Raw genomic sequence first — 16,104 nt, 5'->3', positions numbered from 1 at the left:
CGCGGCTTTCAGCGCGAAGAACGTAGGGCTGGCGATCGCCTCTTGAGCAAAGCATGGCTCAGAATTAATCAGGTGTTAATGCATGCCGCGCAAGCCTGAATTCCGATCCGGCGATAGAGAACTTGCAAGTCATCACTCGTCTGCCTCAGAAGGGGGTTCACAATGGGTCTTCAGCACGTTTGGCGCTCTGCCTCGATCTTGGCCGCCATCGTGGCGCTCGCGGGTTGCAGCGCGCCTGCCACCATCTCGAGCCTGCCCGCGGCCAACTCGTCCACCGTGCTCGAGGCCAAGGCGGTTCCGCCCCAGAGCGCTTTCAAGATTTTCAAGGCCAAGGTGGTCCGCATCCTGCCCGAGGACACCCAGGGCCTGACCCACCAGAACTTCGTGGTCGAGGCCATCTCGCCCAACGCCGGCAAGGAGTACGAGGTCAACAACAGCACGACCCACGGTTCCAAGGTCCCCAACCTCAAGGTCGGCGCGGTGCTCGAGATCCGCGGCACGGTCTACGAAGACCAGAAGCGGGACAAGTCGGGCATCCACTGGACCCACATGGCCAACAAGCCTGGCGATGCGGGCTACATCAAGACCGCCGACGGCAAGATTTACGAGTAAGCTTTCAAACGACGCGGGGGGCGAGCATCTGCTCGCCCCCCGTTTTGGCGTTCTAGTCCTGGAGGAAGGGGTTGCTGCGGCGCTCTTCCCCGATGGTGGTCGTGTCGCCGTGCCCCGGGATGACGACGGTGTCGTCGTCGAGCGTCAGCAGCCGCTCGTGGATCGAGCGCATGATCTCGGGGAACGAGCCGCCCCACAGGTCCGTGCGGCCGATGCCGCCCGAGAAGAGGGTGTCACCGGTCAGTACCAGCTTGTGAGCGCCCACGTGCAGGCAGATGCTGCCCGGGGTGTGGCCGGGGGTGTGCAGCACCTCGCCCGTGCCCTCGCCCCAGGCGAGCCGCTCCCCGTCCTTGACCAGCCGGTCCGGCTCGGGCGGCGCGTCGAGGGCCATGCCGAAGAGGCGGCCCTGCATGGGGACGTTGCGGTACAGGTCCAGATCGCCCTCGTGCAGCAGGATCTCGCCGCCGCGGCTGGCCTTGAGGTCGCCCGTGGCGAGCAGGTGGTCGAAGTGGGCGTGGGTGTGCAGGATGCGTGTGACCTTGAGCCCGTGTCGGTCCAGGACCTCCTGGATGAGCTCCAGGTCGCCGCCCGGGTCGACCACCACGGCCTCCTTGGTCTCGGGGCAGCCGAGGATGGTGCAGTTGCAGCCAAGGGGGCCGACGGGGAAGGTTTCGACGATCATGCCAAGGGCCTTTCGGGATAGAAGCGCGGTCTGTTTTTATGTCCGTTTCGATTCTATCGGATCCCCTGGGGAATTGCTAAGATGGCAGGCGGACAGCCCTTTTCAGGAGATTTTCGATGACCGACCAACAGCCCGCCATCCGCGTCATGTTGATGCCCAAGGACACCAACGCCTTCGGGACCATTTTCGGCGGGGTGATTCTCAGCTATATCGACATCGCCGGTGCCGTCGAGGCCCGCCGTCACACCCGCCACCGCGTCGTCACCGTCGCCATGCGCGAGGTGATTTTCCACGAGCCCGTCTACGTGGGCGATACCGTGAGCTTCTACACTTCGCTGGTCAAGACCGGCAACACCTCGATCACCGTCAAGATCACCGTCGAGGCGCAGCGCGCCACCGACCCGAGCGCCGTGGTGCGGGTGACCGAGGCCGAGGCCGTCTTCGTCGCCATCGACGCGCACGGCAAGAAAACGACCATCGTCTAAGAGCGCCTCACCGAGCGACGCTCCCTTCAAGACGAAGGCCCCGCGCGGATTCGCGCGGGGCCTTCGACTTTTCGTTTTATACCTGGCGGCTCAGGTAGTCCACCAACAGGCGGATGCCGTGGCCGGTGCCGCCCTTGGTCTCGTAGGGGCGGTCCGCGTCGAGCCAGGAGGGACCCGCGATGTCCAGGTGCGCCCAGGGGCGCTCGCCCACGAACCGCTCCAGGAACTTGGCCGCGTTGATCGCATCCCCGCGCCGGGGATCGGCGTTCTTGAGATCGGCGATGTCGCTCTCGGCGCGATCGGCGTAAACCTCCCAGGTGGGCATGGGCCACACCCGCTCGCCCGTCGTCTGGCCGGACTGGTAGAGGCCGTCGCTGAGCGCCTGGTCGTTGCTGAAGAGGCCCGTGACGTGGCCGCCGAGCGCGACGATGATCGAGCCGGTCAGCGTCGCCAGGTCGATGGTGACCTTGGGGTCGTAGTGCTTGTCGGCGTAGGCGAGCGCGTCCGAGAGGACGATGCGGCCCTCGGCGTCGGTGTCGATCACCTCGACGGTGAGGCCCTTGTAGCTCTTGAGGATGTCGCCGGGGCGGTAAGCGCTGGCGCTCGGCATGTTGTCGGTGCTCGCGATGCAGCCCACCACGTTGATGGGGACCTGGAGGTCGGCGAGCGCGCGGATGGTGCCGAGCACCGCGGCGGCGCCGGCCATGTCGGACTTCATCTCTTCCATGCCGCCCGCGGGCTTGATGCACAGGCCGCCCGCGTCGAAGGTCAGGCCCTTGCCGACCAGGGCGTAGGGCTTCTCGCCCGGCTTGCCGCCCATGTACTCGACGACGATGAAGGCGGGAGGCTCGGTGGAGCCGGCGTTAACGCCGAGCAGGCAGCCGAAGCCCATGGCTTGGAGCTCCTTCTTGCCGAACACGCGGCACGAGAGGCCGCGCGCGATCGCCATGGCGGTCGCTTCGGTGGCGAGGTTGGTCGCCGTCAGCTTGTTGCCGGGGCGGTTGACCAGGGTACGGGCCCAGTTGACGGCTTCGGCGATGCGCTGGCCCTTGAGCAGCGCCGCTTCGGCCTCGGGGGTCACGGCGTCGAGCACCAGGGTCAGCTGCGAGGGGCCCGAGGTCTCGGAGGTGCTGCGGCACTCGTTGAAGGTGTAGAGGGCAAGCTCAGCGCCCTCGACCACGGTCTGAACCAGGGCGGCCTTATCCGCCCACTCGAGGCCCGCGATCGCCACGCGCTCGCCCTTGAGGTCCCGGGCGGCCTTGACGCCGCTGCCGGTCGCCTGGCGGAGCTTCTCGAGGGTCGACTCGGAGCGCTTGCCGAGGCCGAGCAGCACCAGGCGCTTGATTTCGCCCTGGAGGTAGAGGGGGAAGGTCTCGTTGAGCTCCGGCTTGAAGTCGCCGAGCGCCAGCAGGTTCGAGACCGCGCCGCCGAAGGCCGCGTCGATCGCCTTAGCGGCGGCCGAGAGGGCCTTTTCGTCCTCGTAGAGGCCGAGGATGAGGGTGTCGACGGGCAAAGCGGCTGCGGGGCCGGCGTTAAGCTGGATATTCACGTGGGTTAATCCTCCGATAGGGCGAGCGCTCAATTCTAGCATATGCTCGCCGCTTCGCTGGGGCCCGAGGGGCAGATCCTGGCTTGACCGTCCCCTTGCTGCATGGCATCTTAGCGAGGGATTGCTGGGTCGCTTTGCTTTTAGGCGCCCGTTCGGGTTTGCGGAGGCGCGCACTGACTACTTTGCCGGCGGAGGGCGTCTGGATGGAAATGGATGCTGATTCGATCGAGGAGGCCCTCCTCGAACGGGATCTGGCCTTGTCCACCCTCAGGGATTTGCACGGGCGCCATGAGGCGCTGCTCAAGGCTCAGAGCGAGGTGGGCGAGTGCTTCGTCATCACCAAGGGCTTTCGGGTCCACTACGCCAACGAGGCCTACTGCAAGCTGGTAGGTTACGCGTCCGAAGAGCTGCTCGCGCTGCCCGACATGCGGGTCTTGGTCCACGAGAGCGTCCGGGACGGCCTCCTGGCGCGCATCTGCGACCGCGACCCGGCAGAACCCACCGCCGATCGCTATGAGACCTTCCTTCGCCGCAAGGACGGGAGCCCCGTCGAGGTCGAGGTCGTCATCCGGGGGACGCACGCGGGGCCCGACGCCCTCATGTTCGCCATCGTCCGGGAGATCACCGAGAAGCGGCGCGCCAGCGAGCGCTTGCGCGAGAGCGAGGCGCGCTATCGCCTGCTCTTCGAGCACAGCAGCGACGCGGTGCTGATCGTCGATCCCATCCACGGGGTCGTGACGGCCAATCCTGCCGCTTGCGAGGTCTTCGGCTACTCCCCTGAGGAGTTTCGCCTGGTGCGGCGCGACCAGCTGGTCGAGACGAGCGATCCGCGCTTTGCCGAAGCGGCCCTCGCGCGCAGGCAGGCCGGTCAGTACCGGGCGGAGCTCACCCTCATCCGCAAGGACGGCACCCGCTTTCCGGCCGAGGTCACCTCGGTGAGCTTCCGGGACAAGGACGGGGGCCGCTCCAACGGGATGATCATTCGTGACATCACCGCCCGCCGTCAGGTCGAGCGCATGAAGGACCAGTTCATCACGGTGGTCAGCCACGAGCTGCGCACCCCCTTGACCGCCCTGAAGGGCGCCCTAGGTCTTTTGAACGACGGTCGACTGGGGGGCCTCTCGTCCCAGGGCGAGCGAATGCTCGCGATCGCCCTGAGCAACACCGATCGCTTGATGCGCCTGGTCAACGACATCCTGGACGTGCAGCGCATGGCCACCGGCCACTTGAGCCTGGAGCTTGCGCCGGTGGAGGCGCCCCACCTGCTCGCTCAGGCGGCGGAGGCCATGTGGGCGCTGGCCGATGAGGCGGGTGTCACCCTCGAGGTTCGTCCTGCGGCCCATCGGGTGTGGGCCGACGAGGAGCGCATCCTCCAGGCGCTCACCAACCTGCTCTCCAATGCCATCAAGTTCTCGCCGCCCGGAGGCGTCGTGACCCTGAGCGTCGAGCCCATGGGCGAGGCGCTGCGCTTCTCGATCAAGGACGAGGGGCGCGGCATCCCGCCCGAGATGACCGAGGTCATCTTCGAGCGCTTCCGGCAAGTGGATGCGTCCGATTCGCGCGAGAAGGGCGGGACCGGCCTCGGCCTGCCCATCTCCCGCGGGATCATCGAGCAGCACGGGGGGCGCCTCTGGGTCGAGAGCCGCCTGGGCGCGGGCGCGACCTTCCACTTTACCCTGCCCTTCGTACCGACAGGAGATACCGCCTCGTGACCCTCAAGAAGGTCCTCATCGTGGACGACGAGCCCGATATCCGGGAAGTGGCCGCCCTTTGCTTTGAATTGGCGGGCGGCTACCGGATCCTGAGCGCTCGTTCGGGCCTTGAAGCGCTCGAAGTGGCGCGCGCGGAGGCGCCGGACGCCATCCTCATGGACATCATGATGCCCGAGATGGACGGCCTGACGGCCGTGCGGCACCTGCAGGCTGACGAGGCAACCGCGCGGATTCCGGTGGTGCTGCTGACGGCCAAGGCACTATCGGATGAGATGAGCGACGTCGCAAGCCTCGGGGTCCATGGGATCATCGCGAAGCCGTTCGATCCCATGAAATTGGCCGCCTCGCTGGAGGCGGCCCTGGGCTGGAAACGCTGAGCGGCGCTTAGCGCAGCCCTTCCAGGTCCTTGAGGAGCTTGGGCATGTCGGGCATGCCGTCCTGGACCGAGCGGATGACCCCGCTGCGATCGATCACGAAGGTGCGGCGGCTGGCGAACTTGAAGGGCCCGAACCCGCCGCCGGTGCGGTACTGGTCGGCGACCTTGCCGCCCTCGTCCGAGAGGAAGGGGAAGCTCGCCGCGCAGTGGAGGGCGAACTTGCGCTGGGTCTCGGGGGTGTCGTAGCTGACGCCGATCACTTCGGCGCCGAGGGCGTGGAACTTGGAGAGTTCGCGGCCGAAGTCGGTCATCTCCTTCTCGCAGCCCGGAGTGAATGCCTTGGGGAAGAAGGCGAGCACCACGGCCTGCTTGCCGCGGTAGTCGCTCAGCGAGACCTTGGCGCCCTGGTCCGATTGCAGGCTGAAGTCGGGAGCCTGAGCGCCCGTCAGGGCGCTTGCGGCGGCGGCCGCGATGAGGAAGGTTTTCAAGCGAGATCCCCCTTTAGGACTTGGTGATCCGCCCGAAGCCGAGGATGTTGTCGAGCGAGTTGCCGATGGAGCGCTCGCGGGCGGGCTTGTTGAAGTCGTACGACTCCATGATACGGGTCGGACGGCCCTGGGCGTCAACCGCGGTCACCACCGCCACGTGGTCGGGGCCCGGACCACCGTCCCAGCTGAAGAAGACGGTGTCGCCCACCTTGGCGCCGGCGTTGCCCTTGACGTAGGACTGGTGCTCCCGGAAGTACTGGATCATCGAGGGGCAGTAGTGGGGGTTCATCCCCAGCTTCTTCATGACCCCGTTAAGGTCGAAGCCCGCCCGGCGGTTGGCGTCGCAGACGAAGTCGGCGCAGCAACCCACCTTGTCCGGCGAGTGGTAGTACTTGTCCGTGAGGTTGGGCGGGTACTTGTAGCCGCTGCCGATGAGGAAGCCCGCTTGGTCGGCGACCTTGGAGCCGTAGCCGCCGGGAGCACTCGGGGTCGGGGCGGGAGGCGCCACGGTGGCCGAGCCCGAAGGCAGCTTCAGAACCTGGCCGGGGCGGATCAGGTTGGGATTGCCGCCGATGACGTCCTTGTTCAGCTCGTAGATTTCGGGCCAGCGGTTGCCGTCGCCCAGGTAGCGTCTTGCGATCGCCGAGAGGGTGTCGCCCTCGCCGACGGTGTGGGTCTTGGTCGCGGGGGTAGGCGTGGGCTGGGGGGCGGGAGTGGCCGGCTTGCCGAAGAGCTTGTCCATCAGCGAGCGGAAGCGCCCGACGAGATCTTTGAAGAGGCCCTGCGCCTCGACTTGCGGCAGAGCGGGAGCGACCGGCGGCGTGCTCGGGACGTAGGTGTCCTGGCCGAGGCTCGGGGCCGGGGCCTGCGGGGCGGCGGCGGTCATGCCGTGGAGCTGGTTCAGGAGCTGGCGATAGCCCTCGGCACTGGCTGGCGTCTGATTTGGATTGATCGTCGTCATGCGCAAGACCTCACGGACAGGTACCAAGGATCCTTGTCCGGCGCTGCGCGCGAAAATCGATAAAGAATGGGTAATGGACGGCTTAAATCGAAGGACGCGCGAGCCATTCGAGGAGCGCCGTGTCGAAGGCCTCGGGCTCTTCGAGCTGGGGCGTGTGGCCGCTCTTGGCGAAGAGGCGCACCGTCAGGTCCTTGAACTTGGCGCGGATCGGGCTCCAGGTGTAGTGCGGGGGCACCAGGAAGTCGTAAAGGCCCAGCCCGAGGAAGACTGGCCGATCGAACGTTTCCAGGCCCCGGGTGATGTCGATGTCCCGGAACACCGTGCCCCACACGTGGTCGAACATGGCCATGTTCACCTCGACGTCTTCCCACAAAGGGGCTGCGTCGAAGTCGGGATCGAACCAGCTGCGCGCGCCCAGCCGGATGCAGAAGGTGATGAAGCGCCGTTCGGGGGCCGCTTCGAGCTCGGCGGGCAAGAGAGCCAGGTTGCGTTCGAGGGCCGCCCTGCGCGGCGCATCGACCAGGTCCTCGAAATAGCGATCCGCCGCCTTCGAGTTGGCCTCGCCGTAGTCGGGGCCTGCGCCGATGAGGACCACGTGGGAGACGTGCTCGGGGTAGCGCTTGGCGTATTCCAGGGCCATGAAGGCGTGGCCGGAGTGGCCGATGACGATCATGCGCTCGAGCCCGAGCTGCTGCCGGACCCGCTCCACGTCCTCGATCAGGCGATCCAGCGAGAACGCGGCGGTGTCGGTCGTCGTGGAGCCCGGCGCGAAGCCGCGATGGTCCACGAACACCAGCCGTAGGTGCCGGCGCAGCTGTTCCGAGAAGGTCCGGGGGTAGTAGACCGCGCTGCCGATCACGAGGGCGGGTTGCCCTTCTCCTTCGATGACATAGCGTAGCTGAAAGCCGTCGGACTCGACGAGGCCTCTTTCAAGCGACATGGGCGGCGGTTCTCCTGTGATGCGGGCGACGCTAGAAGCGGGGTTCGCGCCGGATGAAGTCGTACGAGCCGTTGGCGGGCACCACCGACAGGGCCATGCCCGTGATCCCGGTGGGGCCCGGGGATTCCTCGGGGGCGAGCTTGAAGCCCGTGACGTCCTTGGCCTCCAGGAACATGACCTGGCTTGAACCGAATACGGTGGCCTGTCCGCCCGAGATGGTGAGGGAATTGTCGGGCGAGAGGCCGATGGCGAGCGATCGCTGCCCACGGATCGAGCAGCGGACCAAGCGCTCGACCGCGTCCGTGGTCCAGAAGGCCTTGTCCACCGCCGCCGCGGGCAGGATGCCGAGCCCCGGCAGCGAGACGTAGTCGTTGGAGCCGGGCGCACCGAAGATCGCATGGGACCCGAAGAGGCGCACGCCGTTGCCGGCGGCCCCCATGGGCATGCGCTGGCCGGCGTCGATCACGACCTGAGCAAGCCGGTTCTGGTTGGCGAGCAGGGCCTTCAAGAGGCTCGCGCGGCCGTCTTCGAGCATGAAGATGCCCGTGGCCTGCTGGATCGCAAGGGCGAGCCCCTGCTCCGAAAGCTCGATGGACTGGTAGTTGACCACCTGGGCCGCGCCCAGGCGCAGCAGGTGGGTCTTCCACATGCGCGCGCCCTGGGTGGCACCCTCGCCGGTCAAGAGCAGGATCCGCGCCTGGCTGCCGCCGCTGGCGCGCACGAAGTCCGAGATGGGCGTCGATTGCTTGGGGGGCGTGTCGCTGCCGGCGAGCGCGATATAGGGCGTGCGCGGGGGCTGGCCCTCGGCCGGGGCGAGGGGGGCATCCTCCTGGATGGTCTTCCACTTGCGCAGGTAGGTCTTGCCCGGGATGAGGCGGTGGTAGGTGATCTTGCCGATGCCGAGCGGGTGGCCGGGGCCGACGGTCTCGGCGTTGCTCGCGCTTACCTTGTCGGTTTCGAGGACGGTGACCGCGCCCACCCCGATGGCCTGGATGGTGTCGTGGGTGACGATGGCGGCGGTGCCCTCGTCGATCCCGAGCCCGGTGTAGCCCTGGTTGCTCGCCACCGCGAGCACCAGGCGCCCGAGGCGCTGCTGCTCGGTGAAGTGGGTGTCGACGATCAGGTTTTCCCAGAGGTTGAGGCCGGGGCGCAGCTCGAGGCCCGGCATTCCCTGGGCGTCCCGGCTGAAGCCGTTGAGCAAAGCACCGCGGCTGCTGCCGTTGGCGATGAATTCGGGCCCCCAGACCATGGCCCCGGCGCTGGTACCCGCGATGAGGGCGGCGCGCTGCCAGGCGGTCTGGATCGAGCCGTGGACCGCGGTGTTGGTGAGGGTGTTGACCAGGCGGTTCTGGTCGCCGCCGGTGAAGTACAACAGGTCGGCGCGGCCGATGGTCTTGACCGGCTCCAGCTCGTTGGCGCCGTCCCGGTTGGGGATGGGGAGGCTGTCCACCTCCTGCACGCCGGCTCCCTGAAAGTATTGCTTGTAAGCAAGGCCGCTCTCGGAGGGGGCCCCCGAGGCGGTGGGCATCACGACCACGTGCTTGTCCTTGCCGCCGGCGAGCTGCAGCACGGTCGAAACGATCTCGGGGCGCTCGGGGCCGCCGCCGATGGCGACGAAGATGCCCTGCTGGGTCTGGGCCCACGCCGGCAGGACGGCGCTGAGCGCAAGGGCGGTCATGGCGGTGAGCGCGATGGCGCGACCCGCGCGTGGACCCCTCGGTTGCAACCCGGATGTGCTCAAACCGTCTCCTTCTTGGCTGATTCGGCCGGCTCGATTATAACAAGGATGCGGAAATTAGGGCGAAGCTGCCTTACAAAGGACATACCCGGGGGCGATTTGCTCTAAAATGGGAGGGCCTGCCAAGCCATTGCCCGAAGAGGAGGCCTCATGACCGCGCGTTACGTCCTGGCCATCGATCAAGGCACCACCGGTTCCACCGTTCTGCTCTTCGACCGCGAGGGCCGCGTGGCGGGCCGCGCCTACCGCGAGGTGACCCAGCACTACCCTCAGCCCGGCTGGGTCGAGCACGACGCCAGCGAGATCTGGCAGGGGGTCTGCGAGGCCATCGACGCATGTCTCGAGACCGCTGGGGTTTCGAGCGAGGCGATCGCCTCCATCGGCATCACCAACCAGCGCGAAACGGTCGTGGTCTGGGACCGCGAGACCGGCGAGCCCGTCCACCGGGCCATCGTCTGGCAGTGCCGCCGCACCGCGGCCATGTGCGACGCCTTGCGCGACGCGGGCTTGGTTGATTTCTTCGCCTCCAAGACGGGCCTGGTGCTGGATGCTTACTTCTCGGGCACCAAGCTTCAGTGGCTGCTCGACCAGGTGCCGGGCCTGCGCGGACGGGCCGAGCGCGGCGAGGTCCTCTTCGGGACCATCGACTGCTACCTGCTCTGGCGCCTCTCGGGTGGTGCGCGGCATGCGACGGACTTCTCCAACGCGAGCCGCACCATGCTCTTCAACCTCTCGACCCTCGACTGGGATCCCGAGATCCTCTCGCGGCTCGACATCCCCCGGGCCATGCTGCCCGAGGTGCTGCCCAACAGCGGTGAGTTCGCCCGCACTGTGGCCCACGGTCGCCTGGGGGCGGGGATCCCCATCGCCGGGATGGCGGGCGACCAGCAGGCGGCCCTCTTCGGCCAGCGGTGCTGGGAAGAGGGGATGGGGAAGAATACCTACGGCACCGGCTGCTTTTTGCTGGTCAACACGGGCGATCGCCCCATCTTCAGCCGCAACCGCCTCTTGACCACCATCGCCTGGCAGATTGGCGGCAAGACGGTCTACGCCCTGGAGGGCAGCGTCTTCTCGGGCGGGGCGACCATCCAGTGGCTGCGCGACGAGCTGGGCCTGATCGCCAAAGCTTCCGACTCCGAGGCCCTCGCGAAGACGGTGCCGGACACGGGCGGGGTCTACTTGGTGCCCGCCTTCGTGGGCCTCGGCGCGCCTCACTGGGACCCGTACGCCCGGGGCACCATCGTGGGGATCACTCGGGGCACGAGCCGGGCACACCTGGTCCGGGCCGCCGTCGAGTCCATCGCCTTCCAGAGCGCGGATCTCATCGAGGGGATCCAGGCCGACACGGGCCGCGCCCTGCGCGAGCTGCGGGTAGACGGGGGAGCGTCCTCCAACGACTTCCTCATGCAGTTCCAGGCGGATGTGCTGGGGCTGCCGGTGCGCCGGGCGGCCGTCGTCGAGAGCACGGCCTGGGGAGCGGCGATGCTCGCGGGCCTGGGCGTCGGCTTCTGGGAGAGCCCCGAGGCCATCCCGCTCGACGGGGGCCTTACGACCTTTTCGAGCGCCATGGACGTCGAGACCCGCAAGCGCCTGCGCGGCGACTGGCAGCGGGCCGTTGCACGTTCGCGCGACTGGGCCCGTCCCGAAGAGGACGGGGTCCGCGAGCCGATCGCCTGAGATCGAAGGGATAAGCTGCCGCCATGCTGAGCCGTGAACTGTCCGCCACCTCGCGCCGGGTGACCCTCGAGCGCCTTTCCAAGGAGAGCTGGGATCTCCTGGTCATCGGCGGGGGCATCATCGGGGCCGGGGTTGCCCTCGAAGGCGCCCTGCGCGGCCTCAAGGTGGCCCTCATCGAGCGCGGCGACTTCGCGGGCGGCACCAGCAGCAAGAGCTCGAAGCTCCTGCACGGCGGCTTGCGTTATCTCGAACACGGCGAGCTGCGCCTGGTGCACGAGGCCCTGAGCCAGCGCAACCGGCTCTTTCGGCACGCGCCGCACCTGGCCAAGGAGCTGCCCTTCCTCTACCCGATCTTCAAGGAGTACGGCGGGCACGGCCTCGGGCTCATGGACGTGGGGCTGTGGCTCTACGACGGGCTTGCGAGTGCTTCCGAGTTCCGCTTGGGCCGCCTGCACCGCAAGCTCCGCCCCAAGGAGGCGGTGCGCCAGGAGCCCGTCCTGCGCCAGGAGGGCATGACGGGGGCGCTGTCGTACGTCGACGGGCTGACCGAGGACGCCCGGATGAACGTCGAAACCATCAAGACGGCGGCGCTCTGGGGGGCGGCGATCGCGAACCACGCCGAGGTCGAGCGCTTCGAGAAGGGCCCGGACGGCAAGCTCACGGGGGTGGTGCTCCACGATCGGCTGGGCGGCCAGCGTTTGAAAGTTCATGCCCGCCGGGTGATCAACGCGACCGGGCCCTGGGTGGATCGGCTCAACCGCCTGGACGACCCGGACGCCAAGCCGCGCCTGAAGCCGACCAAGGGAATTCACGTCGTCACCCGCAAGATCACCGAGAAAGCGATCGTCATCAAGAGCGCGGACACGGACGATCCCAAGAAGAGGCGCCTGATGTTCGTCATTCCCTACGGGGATCGCACGATCATCGGGACGACGGACACGGCGCACGCCGAAGGGGCCGAGGGCGATTCCTACCTGGACGACGACATCTACGCCAACTCCGACGAGATCCGCTATGTGCTGGAGGCGGCGAACGCGGCCTGCCCCGGTGCGAACCTGACGCCCGACGATGTGATCGCGACCTTCGGCGGGTGGCGCCCCTTGATCGCGCCCGAGGGCGATGGCGTCAGCGAGTCGGACATCTCGCGCGAGCACGAGATCTTCACCACCGCCTCGGGCCTCATCTGCGTGGCGGGGGGCAAGTACACGACCTTCCGGGCCATGGCGCGCCAGGTGGTGGACGTGGCGGTGAAGAGCCTGCGGGAGGAGGCGTGGCTTGCGCCGTTGACGGATCGTCACTGCGACGACGTGCCCCTGTCGGGCGGCGATATCCCGGGCGGCAGCCTGGAGGCGTACTTGCAGTACGCGCTTGCGACCCATCCGACGGTGGAGCCAGCGCTCATCCGCACGCTCATCGGGCGCTACGGCACCAACTACCTGGTGGTGCTGTCCCTGATGGATGCGGACCGGGGCCTGGACCGCAGCATCTCGGGCCTGAGCCCCGAGACCCCGCTCTTGCGGGCGGAGGTCGCCTACTTCGTGCGCTTCGAGCTCGCCATGACCCTGCAGGACGTCATGATGCGCCGGACCCGCCTGAACCTACTCGATGCGAACCAGGGCTTGCACGCCGTGGACGAGATTGCGGCGGTCATGAGCGGGAGCTTGCAAGCCCTCGAAGGTTGGACCGAGGAGGCTCGCGCCGCCTGGGTCGAGAAGGAAGTGGCTGCTTATCGGGCGGAGATTGCGCGATCGCGCGCGACGGCACAGGGAGCAAACGCATCGTAGCGGGGGCTAGCCCCGCTTGAACTCTCCCCGCCCCGCAAGGGAGCAGGAGAATCGAGCGTGTGTTCACCTCAGTCCAGATAGGCCTCAGAACTGCCGTCCGACACTCAGGGTCAGTGCGTCGCCTCCGGTGGAGATCCCCGAGATGGGCCAGCCGTAGCGATCCGTCACCTGGCCCATGCCCCAGGTCGTCACCTTGCCTGCCCCGATTCCCAGCAGGGCGCCCACGAGCAGGTCCGTAGGGTAGTGGACCCCGTTATACATCCGCGAGTAGCTGATGAGTGCCGCAAGGCCGTAAGCCGGCCAGGCCCAGCTTGGCTGCAGGTCGGCGATCGCCGTGGCCGCCGCGAAGGAGACGGCGGCATGGCCCGAGGGGAAGCTCTCGGGGGACTCGTTCCAGTGGCCGCTTGGCGTCCGCAGCGCGGGATCGGCCTTGAAGGGCCGCTCGCGGCCGAAGAGCGGCTTGAGAAGCGTGACGCTCACACCGGCGAGCCCCTCGGCGACCAGGGCCGCCGCTGGGGCCTTGAAGGTGGTGTGATCGGCCGCCACCGCGAGCGCGAGCGGCGCGCCCGCCAGGAAGTAGTTGTGGGACACTACGCCCATGGGCCAATCGAGCGCCGGCGCGCCGAAGGAGTTGACCCCGCGCACGATCGCAAGGTCGAGCGACGGAGGCGCGGTCTCGGCGAGGGCGGGCAACGGGGCGGCGACGACGGCCACGGTGAGGCCGGTAAGGGCGAGCGACTTCATGGAGGGTCCTTTCAACGGTGACAGGCGCCCATTATCGCACGATCATCGCGATAACAGGCGCCTGTAGACCGTCTGGGGTCGGGCTTATTCGCCTTCTTCCGGCTGGGCCTCCATCTGCTGCTGCTGCTCTTGGGCCGCGTTGGCCACTCGCTGGGGCATCTGGCCGAGGGTGACGTCGAGGGTCTTCTTCTGGCCTTCGCGGTTGACCAGCAGCGAGACCTTCTCGCCGACCTTGAGGGTGTTCACCGTCACGATCAGCTCGTGGGCGCTCTTGATGGGCTTGCCGTTGATGGCCTGCACCACGTCACCCGTGGCGAGACCCGCCTTGGCCGCGGGGCCCTTGGGATCCACCTGGGCGACGATCACGCCCGAGTCGACCGGGTAGAACATGGCCTGGCGGTTGTCGGGCAGGTCCTTGAGACCCACCCCGAGCCAGGCGCGCTCGACCTTGCCCTTGGACTCGAGCTGGGGAATGATGCGCGAGACGGTGTCCACCGGCACTGCGAAGCCGATGCCCTGAGCGTGGGCCGCCACCGCCGTGTTGACCCCGATCACCTCGCCCTTCAGGTTGAGCAGGGGGCCACCCGAGTTGCCCGGGTTGATGGGGGTGCTCGTCTGCAGGAAGCCGACCCGGTTGTTGACCGAGACCTCGCGGTCCATGGCGCTCAGGATGCCGGCGGTGACCGAGTGGCTCAGGCCCAGCGGGCTACCGATGGCGACCGTCCACTGGCCGACGCGCAGGGTCTTGGGATCCGCGAGCTTGAGCGAGGGCAGGTCCTTGGCCTCCACCTTGACCAGGGCAAGATCGCTGCCGGGATCGGTGCCGATCAGCTTGCCCTTGAACTTGCGGCCATCCGGCAGGGTCACGGTCAGGTCGGTGGCACCTGCGACCACGTGGTTGTTGGTGACGATCAGGCCGTCGGGGCGCACCACGAAGCCCGAGCCGACCCCCTTCTGCTGGACGATCCGCTGGCGCTGCTGCATGGGCTGCCCGTTGAGGAAGTCCTCGAAGGAGAAGGGATTGAACGAGTAGGCGGGAACCCGCCGCTCGCTGACCGTGTCGATGTTCACCACCGCCGGCCCCACCTTGTCGACCAGATCCGCGATGATCTCGCCGCCGCTGGCGGCGACAGGCATGGGGGCACTGGAGGGCGTCGCGAAGGCAGGCTTGGCTTCGACGGCGGGCTTGGCGGCGAGCACCGCCGCGGCTCCGATGGCGCCCCCGCCGGCGCCGATCACCAGGGTGAGGGCAGCGGGCAACACGCGCATGCGCATGGGCGTTGGACTCCTTTCGGACGTGTGAGTGAAGTGTCGCTCCTATGGACCACTCGCGGACGGGAAAAGTTCCCCTCTTGGCGAGCGATCGCTCAAGGAGCCGTGGAGGAAGCGATCTTGGTCAGCTCGGTCTCGCCGAGGTCGCCCACCAGCGAGTAGGTGCCGGTCGGTACCTCCCAGCAGAGCATGCGGTGGGCGCCGTGGCCCATCACGTAGCCGCGGGCGCCGTCGATGGCCACCTCGCGGGCGCTCTCGGGCTTGGCGGGCATGCTCTCGCGGGTCGCCTGGAACAGCGACAGCATCCCGAGCCCGTCGCTGAGGCGCCAGTGGACGCTGCGGACCCCCTTGCGCTCGAAGACCTGCACGTCGAGCACCTCGAAGCCCGCCGGCAGGTAGCTCGGCAGTTGCGGCGAGAAGGGCAGCTCCACCTGGAGGTCGTCCAGTTCCTTGCCCGAGGCGAGCACCTGGACCGAGCTGGTCACCTTGGCGCGGGACGGCAGGGTGAACTCGAAGGCCTCGGCCGTCATGGGGGCGTTGATCTGGATGCTGCGGAACTCGCTGCGGTCGAGGACGAGCCCCTTGGGGCTCAGGTGCTCGGTCCGAAGGGGCAGGCCGGTGGTCACGTCCATCCAGAGGCGCTGGCGTGGGCGCTCGGGGTGCAGGGGGACGATCTCGACGATGCGGGTCGGGCGGCCGAGGATCGTCGCGCGGGGACCCACCTCGAGCTTGAAGTTGCGCGAAAGCAGGCGTTCGCTGACCAGGGGGCGGCGCATGCCGAGGGTCGAGGGGGTGATGTCGACCTGGCGGGTCCGGGGCGAGTAGTGCCAGCGGGTCTTGCCGTTGTCCACCACCAGCTCGCCGACCATGCGCGGGGGCGAGACCACCTCTTGGCGGCGTTTGTCGCCCGAACCCTGGGTCACCTTGAGGACGGTGCGGCCGTTGACCACCAGCTCCCCGACGTAGGGGATCGAACTGGCCTGGACCAATCGTGCGAACGAGGGCTCGGCGGCGGCCAGGGCGGCGGGGGCGAAGAGGGTGGCGCCCGTGAGGGCGGTGATACCGAGGGACAGCCTTACCATGG

At 67.8% G+C, this 16,104-nt stretch carries 15 protein-coding genes; 6 read left to right on the top strand and 9 right to left on the bottom strand.

Translation table 11 applies throughout. The features are described from left to right. Positions 1 to 162 precede the first annotated feature (162 nt). On the top strand, positions 163 to 612 hold the full coding sequence (locus J7643_16200) for a DUF3465 domain-containing protein (protein ID MBO9542130.1): 450 nt from the start codon (positions 163 to 165) through the stop codon (positions 610 to 612). A 52-nt stretch (positions 613 to 664) separates the two neighbouring features. On the opposite strand, the gene J7643_16195 is transcribed toward J7643_16200, so the two are convergent. Further along, positions 665 to 1,294 (bottom strand): MBL fold metallo-hydrolase, encoded by a 630-nt coding sequence (locus J7643_16195; GenBank protein MBO9542129.1) that lies wholly within the window; start codon positions 1,292 to 1,294, stop codon positions 665 to 667. 116 nt (positions 1,295 to 1,410) lie between these two features. On the opposite strand from J7643_16195, the gene J7643_16190 reads away from it, so the two are divergent. Continuing rightward, positions 1,411 to 1,779 (top strand): acyl-CoA thioesterase, encoded by a 369-nt coding sequence (locus J7643_16190; protein ID MBO9542128.1) that lies wholly within the window; start codon positions 1,411 to 1,413, stop codon positions 1,777 to 1,779. A 76-nt stretch (positions 1,780 to 1,855) separates the two neighbouring features. On the opposite strand, the gene J7643_16185 is transcribed toward J7643_16190, so the two are convergent. Beyond that, the gene (locus J7643_16185) at positions 1,856 to 3,328 is read right to left on the bottom strand and encodes a leucyl aminopeptidase (GenBank protein MBO9542127.1); all 1,473 of its coding nucleotides are present in this window, start codon (positions 3,326 to 3,328) and stop codon (positions 1,856 to 1,858) included. A gap of 203 nt (positions 3,329 to 3,531) precedes the next feature. Here J7643_16185 and J7643_16180 point away from each other — a divergent pair, with 203 nt between their 5' ends. Together J7643_16180 and J7643_16175 are read left to right on the top strand one after the other, a co-directional pair. After that, the gene (locus J7643_16180) at positions 3,532 to 5,040 is read left to right on the top strand and encodes a PAS domain S-box protein (GenBank protein MBO9542126.1); all 1,509 of its coding nucleotides are present in this window, start codon (positions 3,532 to 3,534) and stop codon (positions 5,038 to 5,040) included. After that, the gene (locus tag J7643_16175) at positions 5,037 to 5,417 is read left to right on the top strand and encodes a response regulator (protein MBO9542125.1); all 381 of its coding nucleotides are present in this window, start codon (positions 5,037 to 5,039) and stop codon (positions 5,415 to 5,417) included. Before J7643_16180 ends, J7643_16175 begins: the two co-directional genes overlap by 4 nt. 7 nt (positions 5,418 to 5,424) lie before the next feature. Here J7643_16175 and J7643_16170 read toward each other — a convergent pair whose 3' ends face one another. The 4 genes from J7643_16170 to J7643_16155 all read right to left on the bottom strand — a co-directional run bounded on the left by J7643_16170 (position 5,425) and on the right by J7643_16155 (position 9,546). Then, positions 5,425 to 5,865 (bottom strand): peroxiredoxin, encoded by a 441-nt coding sequence (locus J7643_16170; GenBank protein MBO9542124.1) that lies wholly within the window; start codon positions 5,863 to 5,865, stop codon positions 5,425 to 5,427. 52 nt (positions 5,866 to 5,917) lie between these two features. After that, positions 5,918 to 6,865: a LysM peptidoglycan-binding domain-containing protein gene (locus J7643_16165; GenBank protein MBO9542123.1), complete on the bottom strand. Its 948-nt coding sequence runs from the start codon at positions 6,863 to 6,865 to the stop codon at positions 5,918 to 5,920. A gap of 82 nt (positions 6,866 to 6,947) precedes the next feature. Beyond that, on the bottom strand, positions 6,948 to 7,805 hold the full coding sequence (locus J7643_16160; GenBank protein MBO9542122.1) for an alpha/beta hydrolase: 858 nt from the start codon (positions 7,803 to 7,805) through the stop codon (positions 6,948 to 6,950). A gap of 31 nt (positions 7,806 to 7,836) precedes the next feature. Next, positions 7,837 to 9,546, bottom strand: coding sequence for a cyanophycinase (locus tag J7643_16155; protein MBO9542121.1), 1,710 nt, complete (start codon positions 9,544 to 9,546; stop codon positions 7,837 to 7,839). A 147-nt stretch (positions 9,547 to 9,693) separates the two neighbouring features. Between J7643_16155 and glpK the strand changes: the two genes are divergently transcribed. After that, positions 9,694 to 11,220, top strand: coding sequence for a glycerol kinase GlpK (gene glpK, locus J7643_16150; protein MBO9542120.1), 1,527 nt, complete (start codon positions 9,694 to 9,696; stop codon positions 11,218 to 11,220). Positions 11,221 to 11,243: 23 nt separating this feature from the next. Next, on the top strand, positions 11,244 to 13,004 hold the full coding sequence (locus tag J7643_16145) for a glycerol-3-phosphate dehydrogenase/oxidase (protein MBO9542119.1): 1,761 nt from the start codon (positions 11,244 to 11,246) through the stop codon (positions 13,002 to 13,004). A gap of 84 nt (positions 13,005 to 13,088) precedes the next feature. Here J7643_16145 and J7643_16140 read toward each other — a convergent pair whose 3' ends face one another. The 3 genes from J7643_16140 to J7643_16130 all read right to left on the bottom strand — a co-directional run bounded on the left by J7643_16140 (position 13,089) and on the right by J7643_16130 (position 16,102). After that, positions 13,089 to 13,748 (bottom strand): phosphatase PAP2 family protein, encoded by a 660-nt coding sequence (locus J7643_16140; GenBank protein ID MBO9542118.1) that lies wholly within the window; start codon positions 13,746 to 13,748, stop codon positions 13,089 to 13,091. 84 nt (positions 13,749 to 13,832) lie between these two features. Further along, positions 13,833 to 15,023, bottom strand: coding sequence for a trypsin-like peptidase domain-containing protein (locus J7643_16135; protein ID MBO9542117.1), 1,191 nt, complete (start codon positions 15,021 to 15,023; stop codon positions 13,833 to 13,835). A 92-nt stretch (positions 15,024 to 15,115) separates the two neighbouring features. Next, a complete protein-coding gene (locus J7643_16130; GenBank protein MBO9542116.1) occupies positions 15,116 to 16,102 on the bottom strand; it encodes a hypothetical protein in 987 nt (328 codons plus the stop codon). Positions 16,103 to 16,104: the final 2 nt, after the last annotated feature.

This window comes from bacterium, assembly GCA_017744355.1.
Classification (GTDB): Bacteria; Cyanobacteriota; Sericytochromatia; order S15B-MN24; family UBA4093; genus JAGIBK01.
This window is presented reverse-complemented; position numbering and strand designations above follow the sequence as displayed.